Annotated in this window: 13 protein-coding genes, 1 tRNA gene, 1 rRNA gene and 1 pseudogene; 14 read left to right on the top strand and 2 right to left on the bottom strand. The window is 61.7% G+C overall.

The annotated features are described in order from the left end of the window. The first annotated feature begins 1 nt into the window (after nt 1). Nucleotides 2-116 (top strand): 5S ribosomal RNA (rrf, locus tag AB6M95_RS07540). 173 nt (nt 117-289) lie between these two features. Here rrf and AB6M95_RS07535 read toward each other — a convergent pair. Further along, nucleotides 290-712, bottom strand: a complete 423-nt coding sequence (locus tag AB6M95_RS07535; protein WP_371386123.1) for a hypothetical protein — start codon at nt 710-712, stop codon at nt 290-292. 128 nt (nt 713-840) lie between these two features. Between AB6M95_RS07535 and AB6M95_RS07530 the strand changes: the two genes are divergently transcribed. The 4 genes from AB6M95_RS07530 (at nt 841) to larB (ending at nt 5384) form a co-directional block, all read left to right on the top strand. Continuing rightward, nucleotides 841-1476 (top strand): TetR/AcrR family transcriptional regulator, encoded by a 636-nt coding sequence (locus tag AB6M95_RS07530; protein WP_371386122.1) that lies wholly within the window; start codon nt 841-843, stop codon nt 1474-1476. Nucleotides 1477-2505: 1029 nt separating this feature from the next. After that, the gene (larC, locus tag AB6M95_RS07525; RefSeq protein ID WP_371386121.1) at nt 2506-3804 is read left to right on the top strand and encodes a nickel pincer cofactor biosynthesis protein LarC; all 1299 of its coding nucleotides are present in this window, start codon (nt 2506-2508) and stop codon (nt 3802-3804) included. Between the two features lie 4 nt (nt 3805-3808). Beyond that, a complete protein-coding gene (larE, locus tag AB6M95_RS07520) occupies nt 3809-4636 on the top strand; it encodes an ATP-dependent sacrificial sulfur transferase LarE (RefSeq protein WP_371386120.1) in 828 nt (275 codons plus the stop codon). 4 nt (nt 4637-4640) lie between these two features. Then, nucleotides 4641-5384: a nickel pincer cofactor biosynthesis protein LarB gene (larB, locus tag AB6M95_RS07515; protein WP_371386118.1), complete on the top strand. Its 744-nt coding sequence runs from the start codon at nt 4641-4643 to the stop codon at nt 5382-5384. 191 nt (nt 5385-5575) lie between these two features. Here larB and AB6M95_RS07510 read toward each other — a convergent pair whose 3' ends face one another. Then, nucleotides 5576-5974, bottom strand: a complete 399-nt coding sequence (locus AB6M95_RS07510) for a Ros/MucR family transcriptional regulator (protein ID WP_371386117.1) — start codon at nt 5972-5974, stop codon at nt 5576-5578. Between the two features lie 341 nt (nt 5975-6315). Between AB6M95_RS07510 and AB6M95_RS07505 the strand changes: the two genes are divergently transcribed. From AB6M95_RS07505 to clpX, 9 genes and pseudogenes are all read left to right on the top strand, one after another. Continuing rightward, nucleotides 6316-6723, top strand: coding sequence for a hypothetical protein (locus AB6M95_RS07505; protein WP_371386116.1), 408 nt, complete (start codon nt 6316-6318; stop codon nt 6721-6723). Between the two features lie 175 nt (nt 6724-6898). Next, a pseudogene (locus AB6M95_RS07500) lies at nt 6899-7105 on the top strand (MerR family transcriptional regulator); the annotation flags it as partial. Nucleotides 7106-7192: 87 nt separating this feature from the next. Then, the gene (locus AB6M95_RS07495) at nt 7193-7807 is read left to right on the top strand and encodes a hypothetical protein (protein WP_371386125.1); all 615 of its coding nucleotides are present in this window, start codon (nt 7193-7195) and stop codon (nt 7805-7807) included. Between the two features lie 125 nt (nt 7808-7932). Beyond that, on the top strand, nt 7933-8361 hold the full coding sequence (locus AB6M95_RS07490) for a hypothetical protein (protein ID WP_066804797.1): 429 nt from the start codon (nt 7933-7935) through the stop codon (nt 8359-8361). Between the two features lie 111 nt (nt 8362-8472). After that, on the top strand, nt 8473-9852 hold the full coding sequence (thiD, locus tag AB6M95_RS07485) for a bifunctional hydroxymethylpyrimidine kinase/phosphomethylpyrimidine kinase (protein ID WP_371386115.1): 1380 nt from the start codon (nt 8473-8475) through the stop codon (nt 9850-9852). Nucleotides 9853-9924: 72 nt separating this feature from the next. Then, nucleotides 9925-10009 (top strand) — tRNA-Leu (locus tag AB6M95_RS07480). A 51-nt stretch (nt 10010-10060) separates the two neighbouring features. Next, nucleotides 10061-11554, top strand: a complete 1494-nt coding sequence (gene tig, locus AB6M95_RS07475; protein ID WP_371386114.1) for a trigger factor — start codon at nt 10061-10063, stop codon at nt 11552-11554. Nucleotides 11555-11823: 269 nt separating this feature from the next. Continuing rightward, on the top strand, nt 11824-12432 hold the full coding sequence (gene clpP, locus AB6M95_RS07470; protein ID WP_371386113.1) for an ATP-dependent Clp endopeptidase proteolytic subunit ClpP: 609 nt from the start codon (nt 11824-11826) through the stop codon (nt 12430-12432). A gap of 5 nt (nt 12433-12437) precedes the next feature. Further along, complete coding sequence (gene clpX, locus AB6M95_RS07465; protein ID WP_371386112.1) at nt 12438-13694, top strand: ATP-dependent Clp protease ATP-binding subunit ClpX; 1257 nt, start codon at nt 12438-12440, stop codon at nt 13692-13694. The last annotated feature ends 26 nt before the right edge of the window (nt 13695-13720 follow it).

The raw sequence follows: 13720 nt of genomic DNA, 5'->3' as shown, positions 1-13720 counted from the left end.
TCTTGGTGGCCAAGGAGGAGGGGGTACACCCGGTCCCATTCCGAACCCGGTAGTTAAGCCCTCCATCGCCGATGATACTGCATGGTAGCGTGTGGGAAAGTAGGTCGCCGCCAAGGAATATTTCAAAAGCCCTCAGTCAAACGACTGAGGGCTTTTTGCGTTGCGGACGGGGGAGATACCCGCGCTTGGGGGCGGGGCGCTCGCGACAAAGAACGGCCTCTACGGCTCTTCTCAGGCGGCGCTCCTCGGAGAGTGAGAGACCTTGTATGTCTGCCTGTTCATACCGAGCTCAGCCGCCTTTGATCTCGAAGTATTTCGGGCCGCGCTTTTCCAGGTCCCGTACGCATTGCTCCCTGGCGGAAGCGTCCGGCTCCACGAATACGAAATTGCTGTTCCAGATGAAACTCTTCTTGGCGTCCTCTTCCGTTTGCGCGGTCAGGGACAAGGACATATTGTCGCCCTGGCCGATGTGCAGGAGATTTGCCTGCCAGCCCGCCATGTGGCCGCGAAGGTGCGTGTACGCGAGGATGAAGACGCCCGCTGATGTCGGCAAACCCTCGCTTTTGGGCAACAGGGTGAAGATATAATCCTTGCCTGATGCCCCGGTGAAGGTCCATTCGCCTTGTCTGATCATGGTGGAGTGTCTTAGTCTTTCGTGGTTTTCGCCAAGCGATGTTTGAAGGAAGGCCTCGAAGTTTCTTGAGGCGTGCATGCCTCTCCAATTCGAACATATTTCATGGTCCAAGCCAAGTGCGCCCTATTGCGAGAAATAACCTTGCGGGGCATGGATGTGTCTGAGATACTGATCTTAGCCGGATTATTTTAGCGTAAGGAGGGGTTATGGCGACTTTGAAAGCTGTTCCCAAGGTCATACCCATCCGGAACAAGGAAATCACCAAGCAGAAGCTGGTCAGGGCCGTGGGCAAGGTGCTTGCCGAGGTCGGGTTCCAGCGTCTGGGCGTCAATATGATCGCCCGTGAGGCCGGAGTGGATAAGAAGTTGATCTACCGGTATTACCACGGGTTGCAAGGGCTTGTGGCCGAGTATGGCCGGACCGTGGACTTCTGGCCCACGGCCGAGGAGCTGCTCGGCGAGGATGCGGAGCGGATCCGGGAGATGGCCCCGCATGAGCTCATGTCCCAGTTCTTCAAGCGGTATCTGAGGGCCATACTGCGCAGGCCGCAGACCCTCGAGATCCTGGCCTGGGAAGGCGTCGTGCGCAACGACCTGACCCGCGCCCTCGAGGAGGTCCGGGTCAAGACCGCGCTGGAGTTCTTCGAATTGATGCAGTCCGATCCGCCCGAGGAGGTGGACCTGTCCGCGCTGGTCATGATCCTGGCGGGGGCGGTCAATTTCCTGGCCGTCCGGTCGCGCAGACACCGCAGCCTGGGCGGGGTTGACCTGCAGTCCGAAGCCGGATGGAAGCGGATCGACGACACCTTGGACCTGATGCTGGAACGAATGCTGAAACAATAACAAAGGTCCGGGATCATCCCCCGGGCCTTCTATCTTGCCTGCCAGGGCATGCCTGCCAGGGCATGCCTGCCCATGGTGGATTTTTCATCACGAATCGGGAAACCTGCGCACTCTTGGCCGTTGCGCTGCTGAAGCAATGATGGGCCGTGGCCGGGCGTACTACCGTTGCCCTTGCCAATCCTGCAGCCTCGGACCGCCCGGTGGGCCCCTCTCTCGGTCTGCCGATGGCGCAGGGGATCCCCTCCACATCATGTCGACCCGACTCAACGAAGAGGGCGCGCAGCGCAGCGGAAGGTTTGATGCGCGGGTGATCGACACGAACAGGCATTAAAGTACGGCGTTCGCTCTGTCGAAGAAATGCTCTTTTGGAGGAATGTGCAATAACAAAAGAGGATTCGTCTACCGGATCCGTCCGAAGTGCCCTATTGTATGGAAGTAAACTCACCGGGGGATTTCTCCTCGGAAAAAGCAAAGGGGCAGATTATGAATCTGATGGAAATACCGTCCACAATCACTTCACTGGGCCATTGGCTGTCGGGGGGACTCATTTGTTCCCTGACCGTGAACATCCTTGTCATGACAGTAGTGCTGCTCGGCGCTGTCCGGTTCATCATGCCGTTCCGGTCTGGCCGCCTCCTGTTTCAGCGGCTTCCCATCCGCTTTCGCCGGCGACACGGGCGATGACGGAAGGCGAATCCGGCGGCACAAGGAATGATAAGCCCCGTTGAAACGCTTATTCTATCTTGGGGGCGGCCATTTTTCTATCCGCTCATTCGCAGTTCCGGACGATCAGGCAAAAATCCTCCATAAATGTGCACGCAACCAGGCGCGCCCATGGTTATATTCCATGCCGTGATCAGGCGGAGAGCGCCGCCTTTACGGAGACAACGGAGAACTGCGCGCCGTATGGCCTTCCTGCCGGATTGGCGAGTATCGGGCAACCGCCAACTAGCTTGGGATATGGCGAATATTCAATGAACCGAGACAAAGGGCGAGGGGGCCGCTGTCCCATCGTCAGGATGCAAGAACATGAAGATACTTTACTACGACTGCTTCGCCGGGATCAGCGGCGACATGAATCTGGCCGCCATGATCGACCTCGGCGTGGAGCCGGAGTTCCTGCGGGCGGAGCTGGACAAGCTCGGCCTGGGGGACGAGTTCCGGCTGGACGTCACCCGGGACGCCCGCAACGGCATTCACGGCACGCGCGTGGATGTCCGCCTGGCGGCTGAAGCCGGTGAGGAGCACGGCCATGCCCACGACCATGTTCATGGCCACGACCACGCCTCTGACCATGCCCACCATCACGACGGCCATGAAGGCCATGTCCATGCGCATGGGGATGAGGCGCACGTCCACGGCCCGCACCGCAGCTTCGCGGACATCCGCGAGATCATCATGCATAGCGGCCTGGCGGACGCGGTCAAGGAGACCAGCCTGGGCATATTCCGCCGCGTAGCCGAGGCCGAGGCCAGGGTGCACGGCAGGCCCGTGGACGAGGTTCGTTTTCACGAGGTCGGGGCCACCGACTCCATCGTGGACATCGTCGGAGCGGCCATCTGCTATCACTGGCTGGGCGTGGACGCGGTCTGGGCCTCGCCGGTGGAGCTGGGCAGCGGGTTCGTCCGTTGCGCCCACGGCGTCATTCCCGTGCCCGCTCCGGCCACGGTGGAGATCCTCCACGGCATCCCGACCGTCAGCGGCGGTACGGACATGGAGTCCACCACGCCCACGGGCGCGGCCATCGTCGCCGAACTGGCCGATGAATTCACCTCAACCCCGTCCATGACGGTCACCAGGACCGGCTACGGCGTGGGGCATCGGAAGTCGCCGTTGCGGCCCAACCTGCTGCGCGTCCACCTGGCCGAGGTGGCCCGGTCCTCCCTCGCCAAGGTCAGCCGGGCGCGTCTGCTGCAGTGCAACATCGACGACATGACCGGGGAGATGCTCGGCCATACCATGGACCTGCTTCTGGAGCAGGGGGCCATGGACGTCCACTTCACGCCCACCATCATGAAGAAGAACCGTCCGGCGACCATGCTCTCCCTGCTCTGCGCCGAGGCGGACGAAGGGCGTTTCAAGGAGCTTCTCTTCCGGCACACCGCGACCCTCGGGGTGAAGAGCTTTGCCCTGGAAAAGACGGAGCTGGAGCGGCGGTTCGATACCCTCGAGACTCCGCTCGGGCCGGTGACCATGAAGCGGGCGCTGCTCGACGGCGAGATCCTGCGATCCAAGCCGGAATACGAGGAGTGCCGGGAAATGGCCCGGCGAAACGGCCTTCCCCTGGCCGAGGTCTATGCCCTCATCGCCGGGCTGGACAAGGAGTAGCGCCATGTCCCTCACCCAACAGCAGAAGAAACAATATGCCGCGCTGCTGGCCGAGATATATGGCCTGGAGCGCGTGCTGGTGGCCTTTTCCGGTGGCGTGGACAGCGCCCTGTTGCTGTACGCCGCAAAGCGCGCCGTGGGCGAGTCCGTCCTGGCGGTGACGTTCGCCACGCCGTATTCCCCCGAGGCGGAGACGGCCTGCGCCGTTGAATTCGCCAGGACCCTCGGCGTCCGCCACATGCTCGTAGGGCTGCCCATTCCCGACGACCTCCGCGATAATCCTCCGGAGCGCTGTTACCTGTGCAAGCGCACGCTGTTCGGCGAGCTTGTCCGCATCGCCGGGGAGGAGAACATCCGGCACATCCTCGACGGCAGCAACCTCGACGACCTGGGCGACCATCGGCCCGGCCGCAGGGCGGCCAGGGAACTGGGTGTGCGCAGCCCGCTGCTCGACGCCGGGTTGACCAAGCAGGACATCCGCGACCTCTCGCTGGAGTATGACCTGCCCACCTGGAACAAGCCCGCCGGGGCGTGCCTGCTTACGCGCCTGCCCCACGGTACAAGGGTGGAGGAGGCGGAACTCAAGCGCATCGACGCGGGGGAAAGCTATTTGAAAGGCCTGGGCTTCGCCTCGGTCAGGCTGCGCAGCCACGGAGACGTGGCCCGCATCGAGCTGCCATCCGACGATATTGCGGCCTGCCTGGAGAGCGGCGCAAGGAAGCTGATCGACGACCGCCTGAAGGTGCTGGGCTACCGGCATGTGGCCGTGGACCTGGCGGGCTACCGTGTGGGCAGCCTCAACGAGCCGGAAGCGTCCGGCCCCAAGGAGTAACGACATGACCAACGACGCATTGACCGAACTGCTGTCCGGAATCCGCGACGGCAGGGTCTCGGTCGAGAACGGGATCGAGCGGTTGCGCGACCTCCCGTACATGGACCTGGGACACACCAAGTTCGACCTGCACCGCGCCCTGCGCAACGGCTTCCCCGAGGTTATCTACGGCGAGGGCAAGACCCCGGAGCAGGTGGGCGAGATATTCACGCGCATGGGCGACCGCGCCAATATCCTGGCCACCCGCGTGTCGCGGGAGATGGCCGATCACGTGCTGTCCGTCTGCCCGGACGCGGAGTACAACGCCATGGGGCGGACCCTGACCCTGGCCCGGAAGCCCATCGCCTACCAGGAGGGGGAAATCGCCATCGTCACGGCCGGGACCTCGGATCTGAGCGTGGCCGAGGAGGCCCGCGTCACCTGCGAGATGCTCGGCAGCCACGCCCGGATCACCTCCGACGTGGGCGTGGCGGGCATCCACCGCTTGCTGGACCGGCTCGACGACCTTCGCAAGGCGCGGGTGATCATCGTCATCGCGGGCATGGAAGGGGCCTTGTCCAGCGTCATCGGCGGCCTGGTCTCCCAGCCCATCATCGCCGTGCCCACCTCGGTCGGCTACGGGGCGTCCTTCTCCGGCCTGTCGGCCCTGCTCGGCATGCTCACCTCCTGCGCCAGCGGCGTGACCGTGGTCAACATCGACAACGGCTTCGGCGCGGCCTGCGCCGCCTGCAAGATCAACAAGCTTTGAGATTCGATGGATGCCGGGCGGGCGGAAACGAGGCGGCCCCGGTGGCGCGGTTCACCGGGAAGGGGAGCGGTTCATCCCTTTCCGCGACGGGCTCGCCTGTCGGATACTCCATACGCGCATTGCGACATAGTGAAAGGGAGTGGCGGTATACACCGTCACTCCCTTGCATTTACTTGAATTAGACCGAAACGTTACTTTTTCTTTGCGGTTGTGCGTTTGGTCCAGAGTTGCATCTCTTTCATCTTCTTGCGGCGTTCCCTTTGCAGGGACTTGCAGACCAGGGGCAACTTCTTCTTGTAGCCGCACTGTTCCCGGTATTCTTCCGGGGTCAGGCCGTGCGTGGCAAGATGCTTCTTCGTAAGCACCTTGAAAGACTTGCCGCAGGCACAGCAGAGAATGGACTTCTCCCGGATTGCCTTCTGGGGATCGACGGCGGCGGAGGTGGCGCTCTCAACCACGTCGCCTTCGGCAATGGCTTTGATGCCGGCGGCCAGTTTCTGTACCATGGAGGTGATCTCTTCCTCGGTCATGGTCCGCACGCTTGCCTGCGCCTTCACAATCTCCAATGCCTCTTGCAAGTAATCTTCCATATAAATCTCCTTGTTGCTCGGACCTTCAAACATACAGTGCCGAAGCAACTGTTCCGAGTCCGATGTTGTAATGCAAAAGTTTCACCGCAGCTAAATCGTATTCAACATACGGCGTCGTGTGTCAAGAAAATTGCATAATATTGAGAGAAAGAATAACGCTTTCGAGGGATATGGTGTGGAAAACAGGGAGATCGGACCTTGGAGACGCACCGGCCTTGATTCCTCTCCCGGGGTGCAGTATATGATAATGCGTTGAGTCGATAGTATCGAGTAATGCACAATCAATGGAGAGTGAAATGGGTTCCGAGGGAAATAAAATCCATAAATTGGAGGCTGTTCAGGTGAATAAGGAAACCACTGCCGAAACCGGGCAGCAAGCCGCGCCCGCATCGGCCGCCAACGCCACCAGCCGGGACATGAGCAAGGTCGCGGTCATCGTCTCCCTGCTCGTGGTCGTCCTGTTGGTCATCTTCTTTTTCGGCATGAACAGGAATATCGCCGGGCTCACCGAAGAGGTGAAGAGTCTGGGCGAACTACGCCAGGACGTCTCCCAACTTGACGGCCGCATGGTCAAGATGGAGGAGGGCCTCCCGCTCCAGATGAAGCGGCTCCTCGCCCTGGACATGGTCAACGAGATGGCCATGAAGTCCGCCTACCTCGGCAACACGCTCGACGACCAGGCCCTGCGCGACAAGATGCAGACCATCCTCCAGTCCCTTAAGGAAGTTCGCGGCGAACTGGAAAAGTAGTCTTTCGCCATATGGATCGATTCCGCTGAGGTGCGGCGCTCTGTGCGCCGCACCTTTTTTTTGCGGCTTTTGTCTTGATCAATTGTGTTCATCGTTGTGCAAAAATAGGTTGACATGGCGATATATTCTTAATAATGATCAATTAAATGATTAATGATCAACAGGGGCTTTAGGGGTGAACAAGAAATTTATCAGTTTGCGCGAGGTGGGCAGGCGGTTGGATATACCGCCGTCCACTATCGTGTATTACAAGGATAAATTTGAACGGTTCATCCCTTCCGAGGGCGGCGGTGGACGCCGGACGCGGTATCCTGTCGAGGTCTTGGAAATCTTCAGGAGGATTCGGAAAATGTTCAACGACAATTGGTCAACTGAACAAATTGAACAAGAATTAGCTTTGAAGTTCGGGTTGTTAATGAATGATCAACGGTCTGATCAACAATTTGAACAACCGATTTCGTCCAGCGCCATGCAGGACCTGGCCGGGGTCCTGGCGCGGATGTCCGACGCGCTGGACAACCAGTCCCTGTTCCGCAGTGAGATCCGTTCCCTGCGGGACGAGGTGGCCGCCCTGCGGGCCGAGCGCGAGGCCGAGTCGGCCAGGCGCGAAGCCGAGTCGGCCAGACAGGAGGAGGCCGTCCGCACGCTGCGCGAGGAAGTCGCCTCGCTCAAGCGCAGGCTGTCGTCCGGGCAGGGCGACGGCTCCGGCATCGACTTCCCGCCCGCGGAGTTCCTGGCCAGCCCGCTGGTCATCGCCTCTGGCGGCGAGTTCCTCGGCGTGCAGGGCAAGGGCAAGCATTTCTCCCTCAAGGACTTCGTCCAGCTCATCGAGCGCAAGGAGTCGGCCACCGTGGCGGTGGAGACCTCCTGGAAACGGCAGGACGGCCACTGGGTGCTCGTGGTGCGCACCGAGAGCGCCGAGGGCGGCCGCGAACAGAACATCGTTCTGGTGGCCAAGAAGACGGTCACGCCCAGCCGGAACACGGTCACGGAGATCATCCGGCTGAACATCGACGGCAACGACGCTCCCGACGCGCTCCTGCTGACGTTGTTCCGCCAATTGAAGACTGTTCTCAACGGGTAACGGCCGTAATTGTTTTAACCTTCTTCTAGAAAAACTCTTGATTGATTCGGCCGTTTCCTTTATATAGCTACTGCCAAATATACTATCAGGTACTAAGTTTCGCCGGTTCATTTGGAGGAGACGGTATGCCCCAGGTCGCTGCTAGAATTACCCATGATCAGGAAAAGTGGCTCAAGGACTATTTCAAGACCAAGAGTGCCGGAGCCGAATTCATCCTGCCCTGGGCCGTTGACGTCTTTTTCAAATCCATCCGCAACGTGTCGAGCGATTTTTCCGTTGCCGAGCTCAAGACCATCCTCGAATCCCACAAGGAAGTGAAGCTGCTGCCCAACCAGTCCAAGCAGGCGTACCTGCTGCTTCGGGTGGAGGAGGCGTGCGACGAGCACAGCGTGCACATCCAGCATGGCGCGAGCAAGAGCAACCTCGAGGTGAAGCTGCGCCGCCTGACGGACCTCCAGGCCACCGCCCTGATGATATGGGCCACGGCCTACTGGGTCAGCAAGGCCTGGAACGGCGTCTCCATCGAGGATTACGTCAAGCTTTCCTGCGGTTGATCGGCGGCCATCGGGCCGTCTCCGTTTTTTACTGCGATTGTCGGATGCTGGTGTCGTCACCCTCCGGCGATCGTTGTTTTTTGCCGGTGAGTGTTTTCTGGGAGGAAAACCATGGATAGACTTCCTTGCGTCCTGACCATCGCCGGGTCCGACTCCGGCGGCGGGGCGGGCATCCAGGCCGATCTCAAGACCATCACCATGCTCGGCGGGTACGGGGCCAGCGTGATCACCGCCCTGACCGCCCAGAACACCGCCGCCGTGACCGGCATCCATGCTCCCTCGGCCAAGTTCGTGGCCCTGCAGCTCAAGACCGTGCTCGACGACATCAAGGTCGACGCGGCCAAGACCGGCATGCTCTTTTCCGCCCCCATCATCGAGGCCGTGGCCGCGCTGCTGCGGAAGAAGACCTTTCCGCTGGTGGTGGACCCGGTCTGCGTGGCCACGTCCGGCGGCAAGCTGCTGCAGGACGACGCGGTGGAGGCCATGGTCGACCGGATGTTCCCACTTGCCGACCTGCTGACGCCGAACCTGCCCGAGGCCGAGCTGTTCACCGGCATGAAGATCGAGAGCCGGGAGGACGTCTTCCTGGCCGGGAAGCTGCTCCTCAAGATGGGGCCCAAGGCGGTGCTCATCAAGGGCGGGCACGCCGATTCCCTGGCCGTGACCGACTGGTACATGACGCCCGGCACGGATCCGATCCCGTTCATGCAGCGGCGGGTGGACACGGATTGCACCCACGGCACCGGCTGCACCCTGTCCTCGGCCATCGCCACCGGGCTGGCCAAGGGGCTGGACATGGGCGTGGCCATCCTGCGCGGCCAGGAGTATCTGAACCTGGCCCTGCGCGCCGGATGCCGGCTCGGGCAGGGGGGCGGACCGCCGAATCACCTCGCGCCGTGGATCAAGGAGCGGGCCAGGGCCGACGTTCTGGCCTCGGTGGACGACCTGGGGCGGCGGCTGGCCGCCAGGCCCGGGCTCAAGGCCATGCTGCCGAGCGGCCGGGCCAACGTGGCCGTGGCCGTGCCCTTCGCCGATTCTCTTTCGGACGTGGCCGGGTTTTCGGGCGGGTTCATCACCACGGTCCGGGGCCGGGTGGACGTGGTCGGCTATCCCGAGTTCGGTGCGTCGGTGCGCGCGGCCTCCCTGCTGCTGGCCGCCCGCCGGGTGCGGCCCGAGGTGCATTGCGCCATGACCTTAAGCGGCGGCGGGGCGCTGCTCGACGCGCTCAAGGCCTTGGATATGGAAATAGCCTGGATGGATTGGGAGGGGCGGCCGGAATACGTCACCGGCGGGAACGGCAGCTTCGAGGAGTGGGGCGGACTGGAAACTCTCAAGGCGCATGCGGGCCCGGAAAAGGTCCGCGCCCTGGGTGATCCGGGCGGACTTGGCAGGGAACCTGCGGTCCACGTGCTGGCCTCAGACATGCCCGAATTGATCGCCGTCCTGCGGGAAATAGCCGACGAATTGGCGGAAAACCCCGGAGAAGTGTAGATTTCCGGCTCCGCGACGTCCCTATAGTGTTGACATATGCGCGAGAGCTTGCTTAAACAGCACGTTCTTTTTGCGGGCGTGGCGGAATTGGTAAACGCGCCAGATTTAGGATCTGGTACCTCACGGTTTGGGGGTTCGAGTCCCTCCGCCCGCACCACAAAATGCCATATTTACGCGCCTGCCCAGGCGTTTGAGGAGGATACGTTTCATGGAATACAATGTTGAAGAACTCTCCCCGGTGAAACGCAAGATCACCGTCGAGGTCCCCGCAGAAGAGGTCAACGCCGCCATCTCCGCCACCATCGCCCTGTATCGCATGCAGGCCGACGTCAAGGGCTTCCGCAAGGGCAAGGTGCCGTCCTCGATCATCGAGTCCAAGTTTCACAAGCAGGTCTACGGCGAAGCGACCACCGATCTGATCAACTACCAGATCAACGAAATCCTGAGCGGTCTGACCATGCAGCCCATGTCCCGCATCGACGTCGATGCCGAGGAGCTGGTCCGCGACGAAGATTTCAAGTACTCCATCGAATTCGAGGTCGCGCCCAAGCTCGACCTGCCCCAGTACAAGGGGCTGAAGATCGAGGAAGTGGACGTGGTCGTGTCCGACGAGGAGATCGCCGAAGTCGAGGGCCGCATCCTCGAGAACAACGCCGAGGTCAAGGTCATCGCCGACGTCCGTCCGCCCAAGGACGGCGAGGTCGCCTCCGTGAGCTTCGGCGCCTACCGCGACGGCCAGATCGTCGAGGGCATCCAGGCCGAGAACTTCGACCTGGTCCTGGGCCAGAACCAGGCCCTGCCCGAGTTCGAAGACATGATCAAGACTCTGAGCTCCGGCGAATCCGGCGAGACCGACATCACCTTCCCGGCCGATTTCATCAACGAGAACCTGGCCGGCAAGACCGTGACCATGAAGGCCAAGCTGCACGCGGTCAAGGAGCGCATCAAGCCCGAGATGACCGACGCCGTGGCCCAGAAAGCCGGTTTCAAGGACGTCGAGACCATGCGTACCGGCATCCGTGAGTCCTACGCCTCCCAGCGCAAGCAGATGAACAAGTCCGCGGCCCAGAACGAGCTGCTGAACAACATCATCGGCAGCATCGAGGAATTCCCGCTGCCGCCGGCCATGGTCGAGGACCGCATCGACCGCCTGCTCAAGGACCTGGAATACCGCCTGGACCGCCAGGGCAAGGGCTTCCAGTCCCTGGGCAAGACCCCGGAGGAGCTGCGCGAGGGCTTCCGTCCCGAGGCCGAAGCCTCGGTCAAGTCCGAGATATTCCTGCTGGCCGTGGCCGCAGAGGAAGGGCTGGAAATCTCCCCCGAGGAGATCGAGGCCACCCTGTCCCAGCTGGCCATGCAGTCCCGCCAGCCCCTGCACGAGCTGAAGAAGTACTATGAGGACAACAACCTCATCGTGCCCCTCAAGGATCGTCTGCTGTGCGACAAGGCCTCCGAGCTCATCTACGACTCCGCCGAGGTCAAGCTGATCGCGTCGCCCACCGCCGGCGCCGCCAAGAAGGCTCCGGCCGAGAAGACCGAGGACGCCGGTGAGACGAAATCCGGCGGCATCCAGTTCACGGACAAGGCCGAGGCCGTGGAATGGGCCGTGGCCAACCTGGGCCTCAAGGAGACCACCGCCAAGGGGTACTCCCTGGCCAAGCTCCAGGAGCGCGCCGACAAGTTCGAGGCCGAACAGGCCTAGCCCTGAGCACCGATTGAAGACAAGCGGCGGTCCGGGAGCTTCCGGGCCGCCGTTTTTTTGCACCCGCCCTTGACCTTGCCCTCCGGATGCCTATTTGGTTCCGGTAGCGGGGTAAGTTTCCCCTTGTCCTTACAGGGGAAATATCTCATACTGAATGACGTAAAACTGAGTGGATACGGGTGTTGTACGCCCGATTAAGGGTGCGTGAGGGCTAACGTTTCCCCTCCGGACATCCGATAAACCGCCCAAGAGCCTTCAAGGAGACATACATGGTCGCCATTCCGATGGTCATCGAAACAACCGGTCGTACGGAGCGCGCGTACGACATCTATTCCCGGCTTCTGAAAGACCGGATCATACTGCTCGGCACCGCCATCGACGATCACGTGGCCAGCCTGATCTGCGCCCAGCTCCTGTTCCTGGAGTCCGAAGACCCGGAAAAGGAAATCTACATGTACATCAACTCGCCGGGCGGCGTGGTCACCTCCGGCATGGCCATCTACGACACCATGCAGTACATCTCCGCGCCGGTGGCAACCCTGTGCCTGGGCCAGGCGGCCAGCATGGCCTCCCTGCTGCTCTGCGCGGGAGAGAAGGGCATGCGCTACGCCCTGCCGCACAGCCGCATCCTGATCCACCAGCCGCTGGGCGGCGCGCAGGGCCAGGCTTCGGACATCTCCATCCATGCCAGGGAAATCCTGCGCATGAAGGATGAGCTCAACGGGATCATGGCCCACCACACGGGCCAGTCCATCGAGAAGATCACCGCGGACACCGACCGCGACTATTTCATGTCGTCCCAGGAAGCCCTTGAGTACGGACTCATCGACAAGGTCATGACGTCGAGGGCGGACGTGGACGAAAGCATCAAAGGTTAATCGCCATGACGACCGACAAGAAGAACAATTCATCCGACCTGTGCTGCTCGTTCTGCAGCAAGACCCAGGCGGAGGTGCAACGGCTCATAGCCGGGCCGGACGTATACATCTGCGATGAATGCGTTGCCCTGTGCAACGACATCATGGCCCAGGAGACCATCAGCGAGGAATTCGAGGATGGCCGTCTGCTCCCTCCGCAGGAGATCAAGGAACTGCTGGACCAGTACGTCATCGGTCAGGAACAGGCCAAGAAGATCCTGTCCGTGGCCGTGCACAACCACTACAAGCGCGTTTTCTACGCCGCCGCCAACGCCGGCGCCGACGACGTCGAGATCGACAAGTCCAACATCCTGCTCATCGGCCCTACCGGCTCGGGCAAGACGCTCCTGGCCCAGACCCTGGCCCGGGTGCTCAAGGTGCCGTTCGCCATCGCGGACGCCACCACCCTGACCGAGGCGGGCTACGTGGGCGAGGACGTGGAAAACATCCTTGTGCAGCTGCTCCAGAATGCGGACTACGACATCGACGCGGCCTCGCGCGGCATCATCTATATCGACGAGATCGACAAGGTGGCCCGCAAGGGCGATTCGCCGTCCATCACCCGCGACGTATCCGGCGAGGGCGTGCAGCAGGCCCTGCTCAAGATCATCGAGGGCACCGAGGCCAACATCCCGCCCAAGGGCGGGCGCAAGCACCCCCAGCAGGAGTTCATCCGCATGGATACCTCGAACATCCTGTTCATCCTGGGCGGCGCCTTCATCGGCCTGGACAAGATCGTGCAGCAGCGCAAGCAGGGTTCCGGCATGGGCTTCGGCGCCAAGGTCGAGGCCAAGAAGGAAATGGACCTGGGCGAGCTGTTCGCGCTGTCCGAGCCCATGGACCTGATCAAGTTCGGCCTGATCCCCGAGTTCGTCGGCCGCATCCCGGTGCAGACCGCCCTGGAGGAGCTGACCGAGGACGATCTGGTGCGCATCCTGACCCAGCCCAAGAACGCGCTCATCAAGCAGTACCGCAAGCTCTTCGAGCTGGACAAGGTGGAGCTGACCTTCACCGAGAACGCGCTGCGGGCCATCGCCAAGAAGGCCATCGAGCGCAAGACCGGCGCGCGCGGCCTGCGCAACGTGCTGGAAAGCACCATGCTCGAGATCATGTACAAGCTTCCGGCCATGCCCGACGTGCGCGAATGCGTGATCAACGCCGCCGTGGTCGAGAAGGACATGGATCCGCTTTTGATGTACCACCAGGAAGTAAAGTCCGCGTAGGGAAGTTCTCATTGACATTCCGCCCG

Origin of the sequence: Pseudodesulfovibrio karagichevae, from assembly GCF_041414475.1 — a bacterium.
Classification (GTDB): Bacteria; Desulfobacterota; Desulfovibrionia; order Desulfovibrionales; family Desulfovibrionaceae; genus Pseudodesulfovibrio; species Pseudodesulfovibrio karagichevae.
The sequence above is the reverse complement of the archived record's forward strand: the minus strand, read 5'-3'. Positions and strand labels throughout refer to the sequence as shown.

Excerpts from the sequence above, each read along its gene's own strand:
- clpX (WP_371386112.1), top strand. The coding sequence starts at position 12,438 with ATGACGACCGACAAGAAGAACAATTCATCCGACCTGTGCTGCTCGTTC.
- AB6M95_RS07490 (WP_066804797.1), top strand. The coding sequence starts at position 7,933 with ATGCCCCAGGTCGCTGCTAGAATTACCCATGATCAGGAAAAGTGGCTC.
- AB6M95_RS07535 (WP_371386123.1), bottom strand. The coding sequence starts at position 712 with ATGCACGCCTCAAGAAACTTCGAGGCCTTCCTTCAAACATCGCTTGGC.
- AB6M95_RS07530 (WP_371386122.1), top strand. The coding sequence starts at position 841 with ATGGCGACTTTGAAAGCTGTTCCCAAGGTCATACCCATCCGGAACAAG.
- thiD (WP_371386115.1), top strand. The coding sequence starts at position 8,473 with ATGGATAGACTTCCTTGCGTCCTGACCATCGCCGGGTCCGACTCCGGC.
- AB6M95_RS07495 (WP_371386125.1), top strand. The coding sequence starts at position 7,193 with ATGCAGGACCTGGCCGGGGTCCTGGCGCGGATGTCCGACGCGCTGGAC.
- larE (WP_371386120.1), top strand. The coding sequence starts at position 3,809 with ATGTCCCTCACCCAACAGCAGAAGAAACAATATGCCGCGCTGCTGGCC.
- tig (WP_371386114.1), top strand. The coding sequence starts at position 10,061 with ATGGAATACAATGTTGAAGAACTCTCCCCGGTGAAACGCAAGATCACC.
- AB6M95_RS07510 (WP_371386117.1), bottom strand. The coding sequence starts at position 5,974 with ATGGAAGATTACTTGCAAGAGGCATTGGAGATTGTGAAGGCGCAGGCA.
- larC (WP_371386121.1), top strand. The coding sequence starts at position 2,506 with ATGAAGATACTTTACTACGACTGCTTCGCCGGGATCAGCGGCGACATG.
- larB (WP_371386118.1), top strand. The coding sequence starts at position 4,641 with ATGACCAACGACGCATTGACCGAACTGCTGTCCGGAATCCGCGACGGC.
- clpP (WP_371386113.1), top strand. The coding sequence starts at position 11,824 with ATGGTCGCCATTCCGATGGTCATCGAAACAACCGGTCGTACGGAGCGC.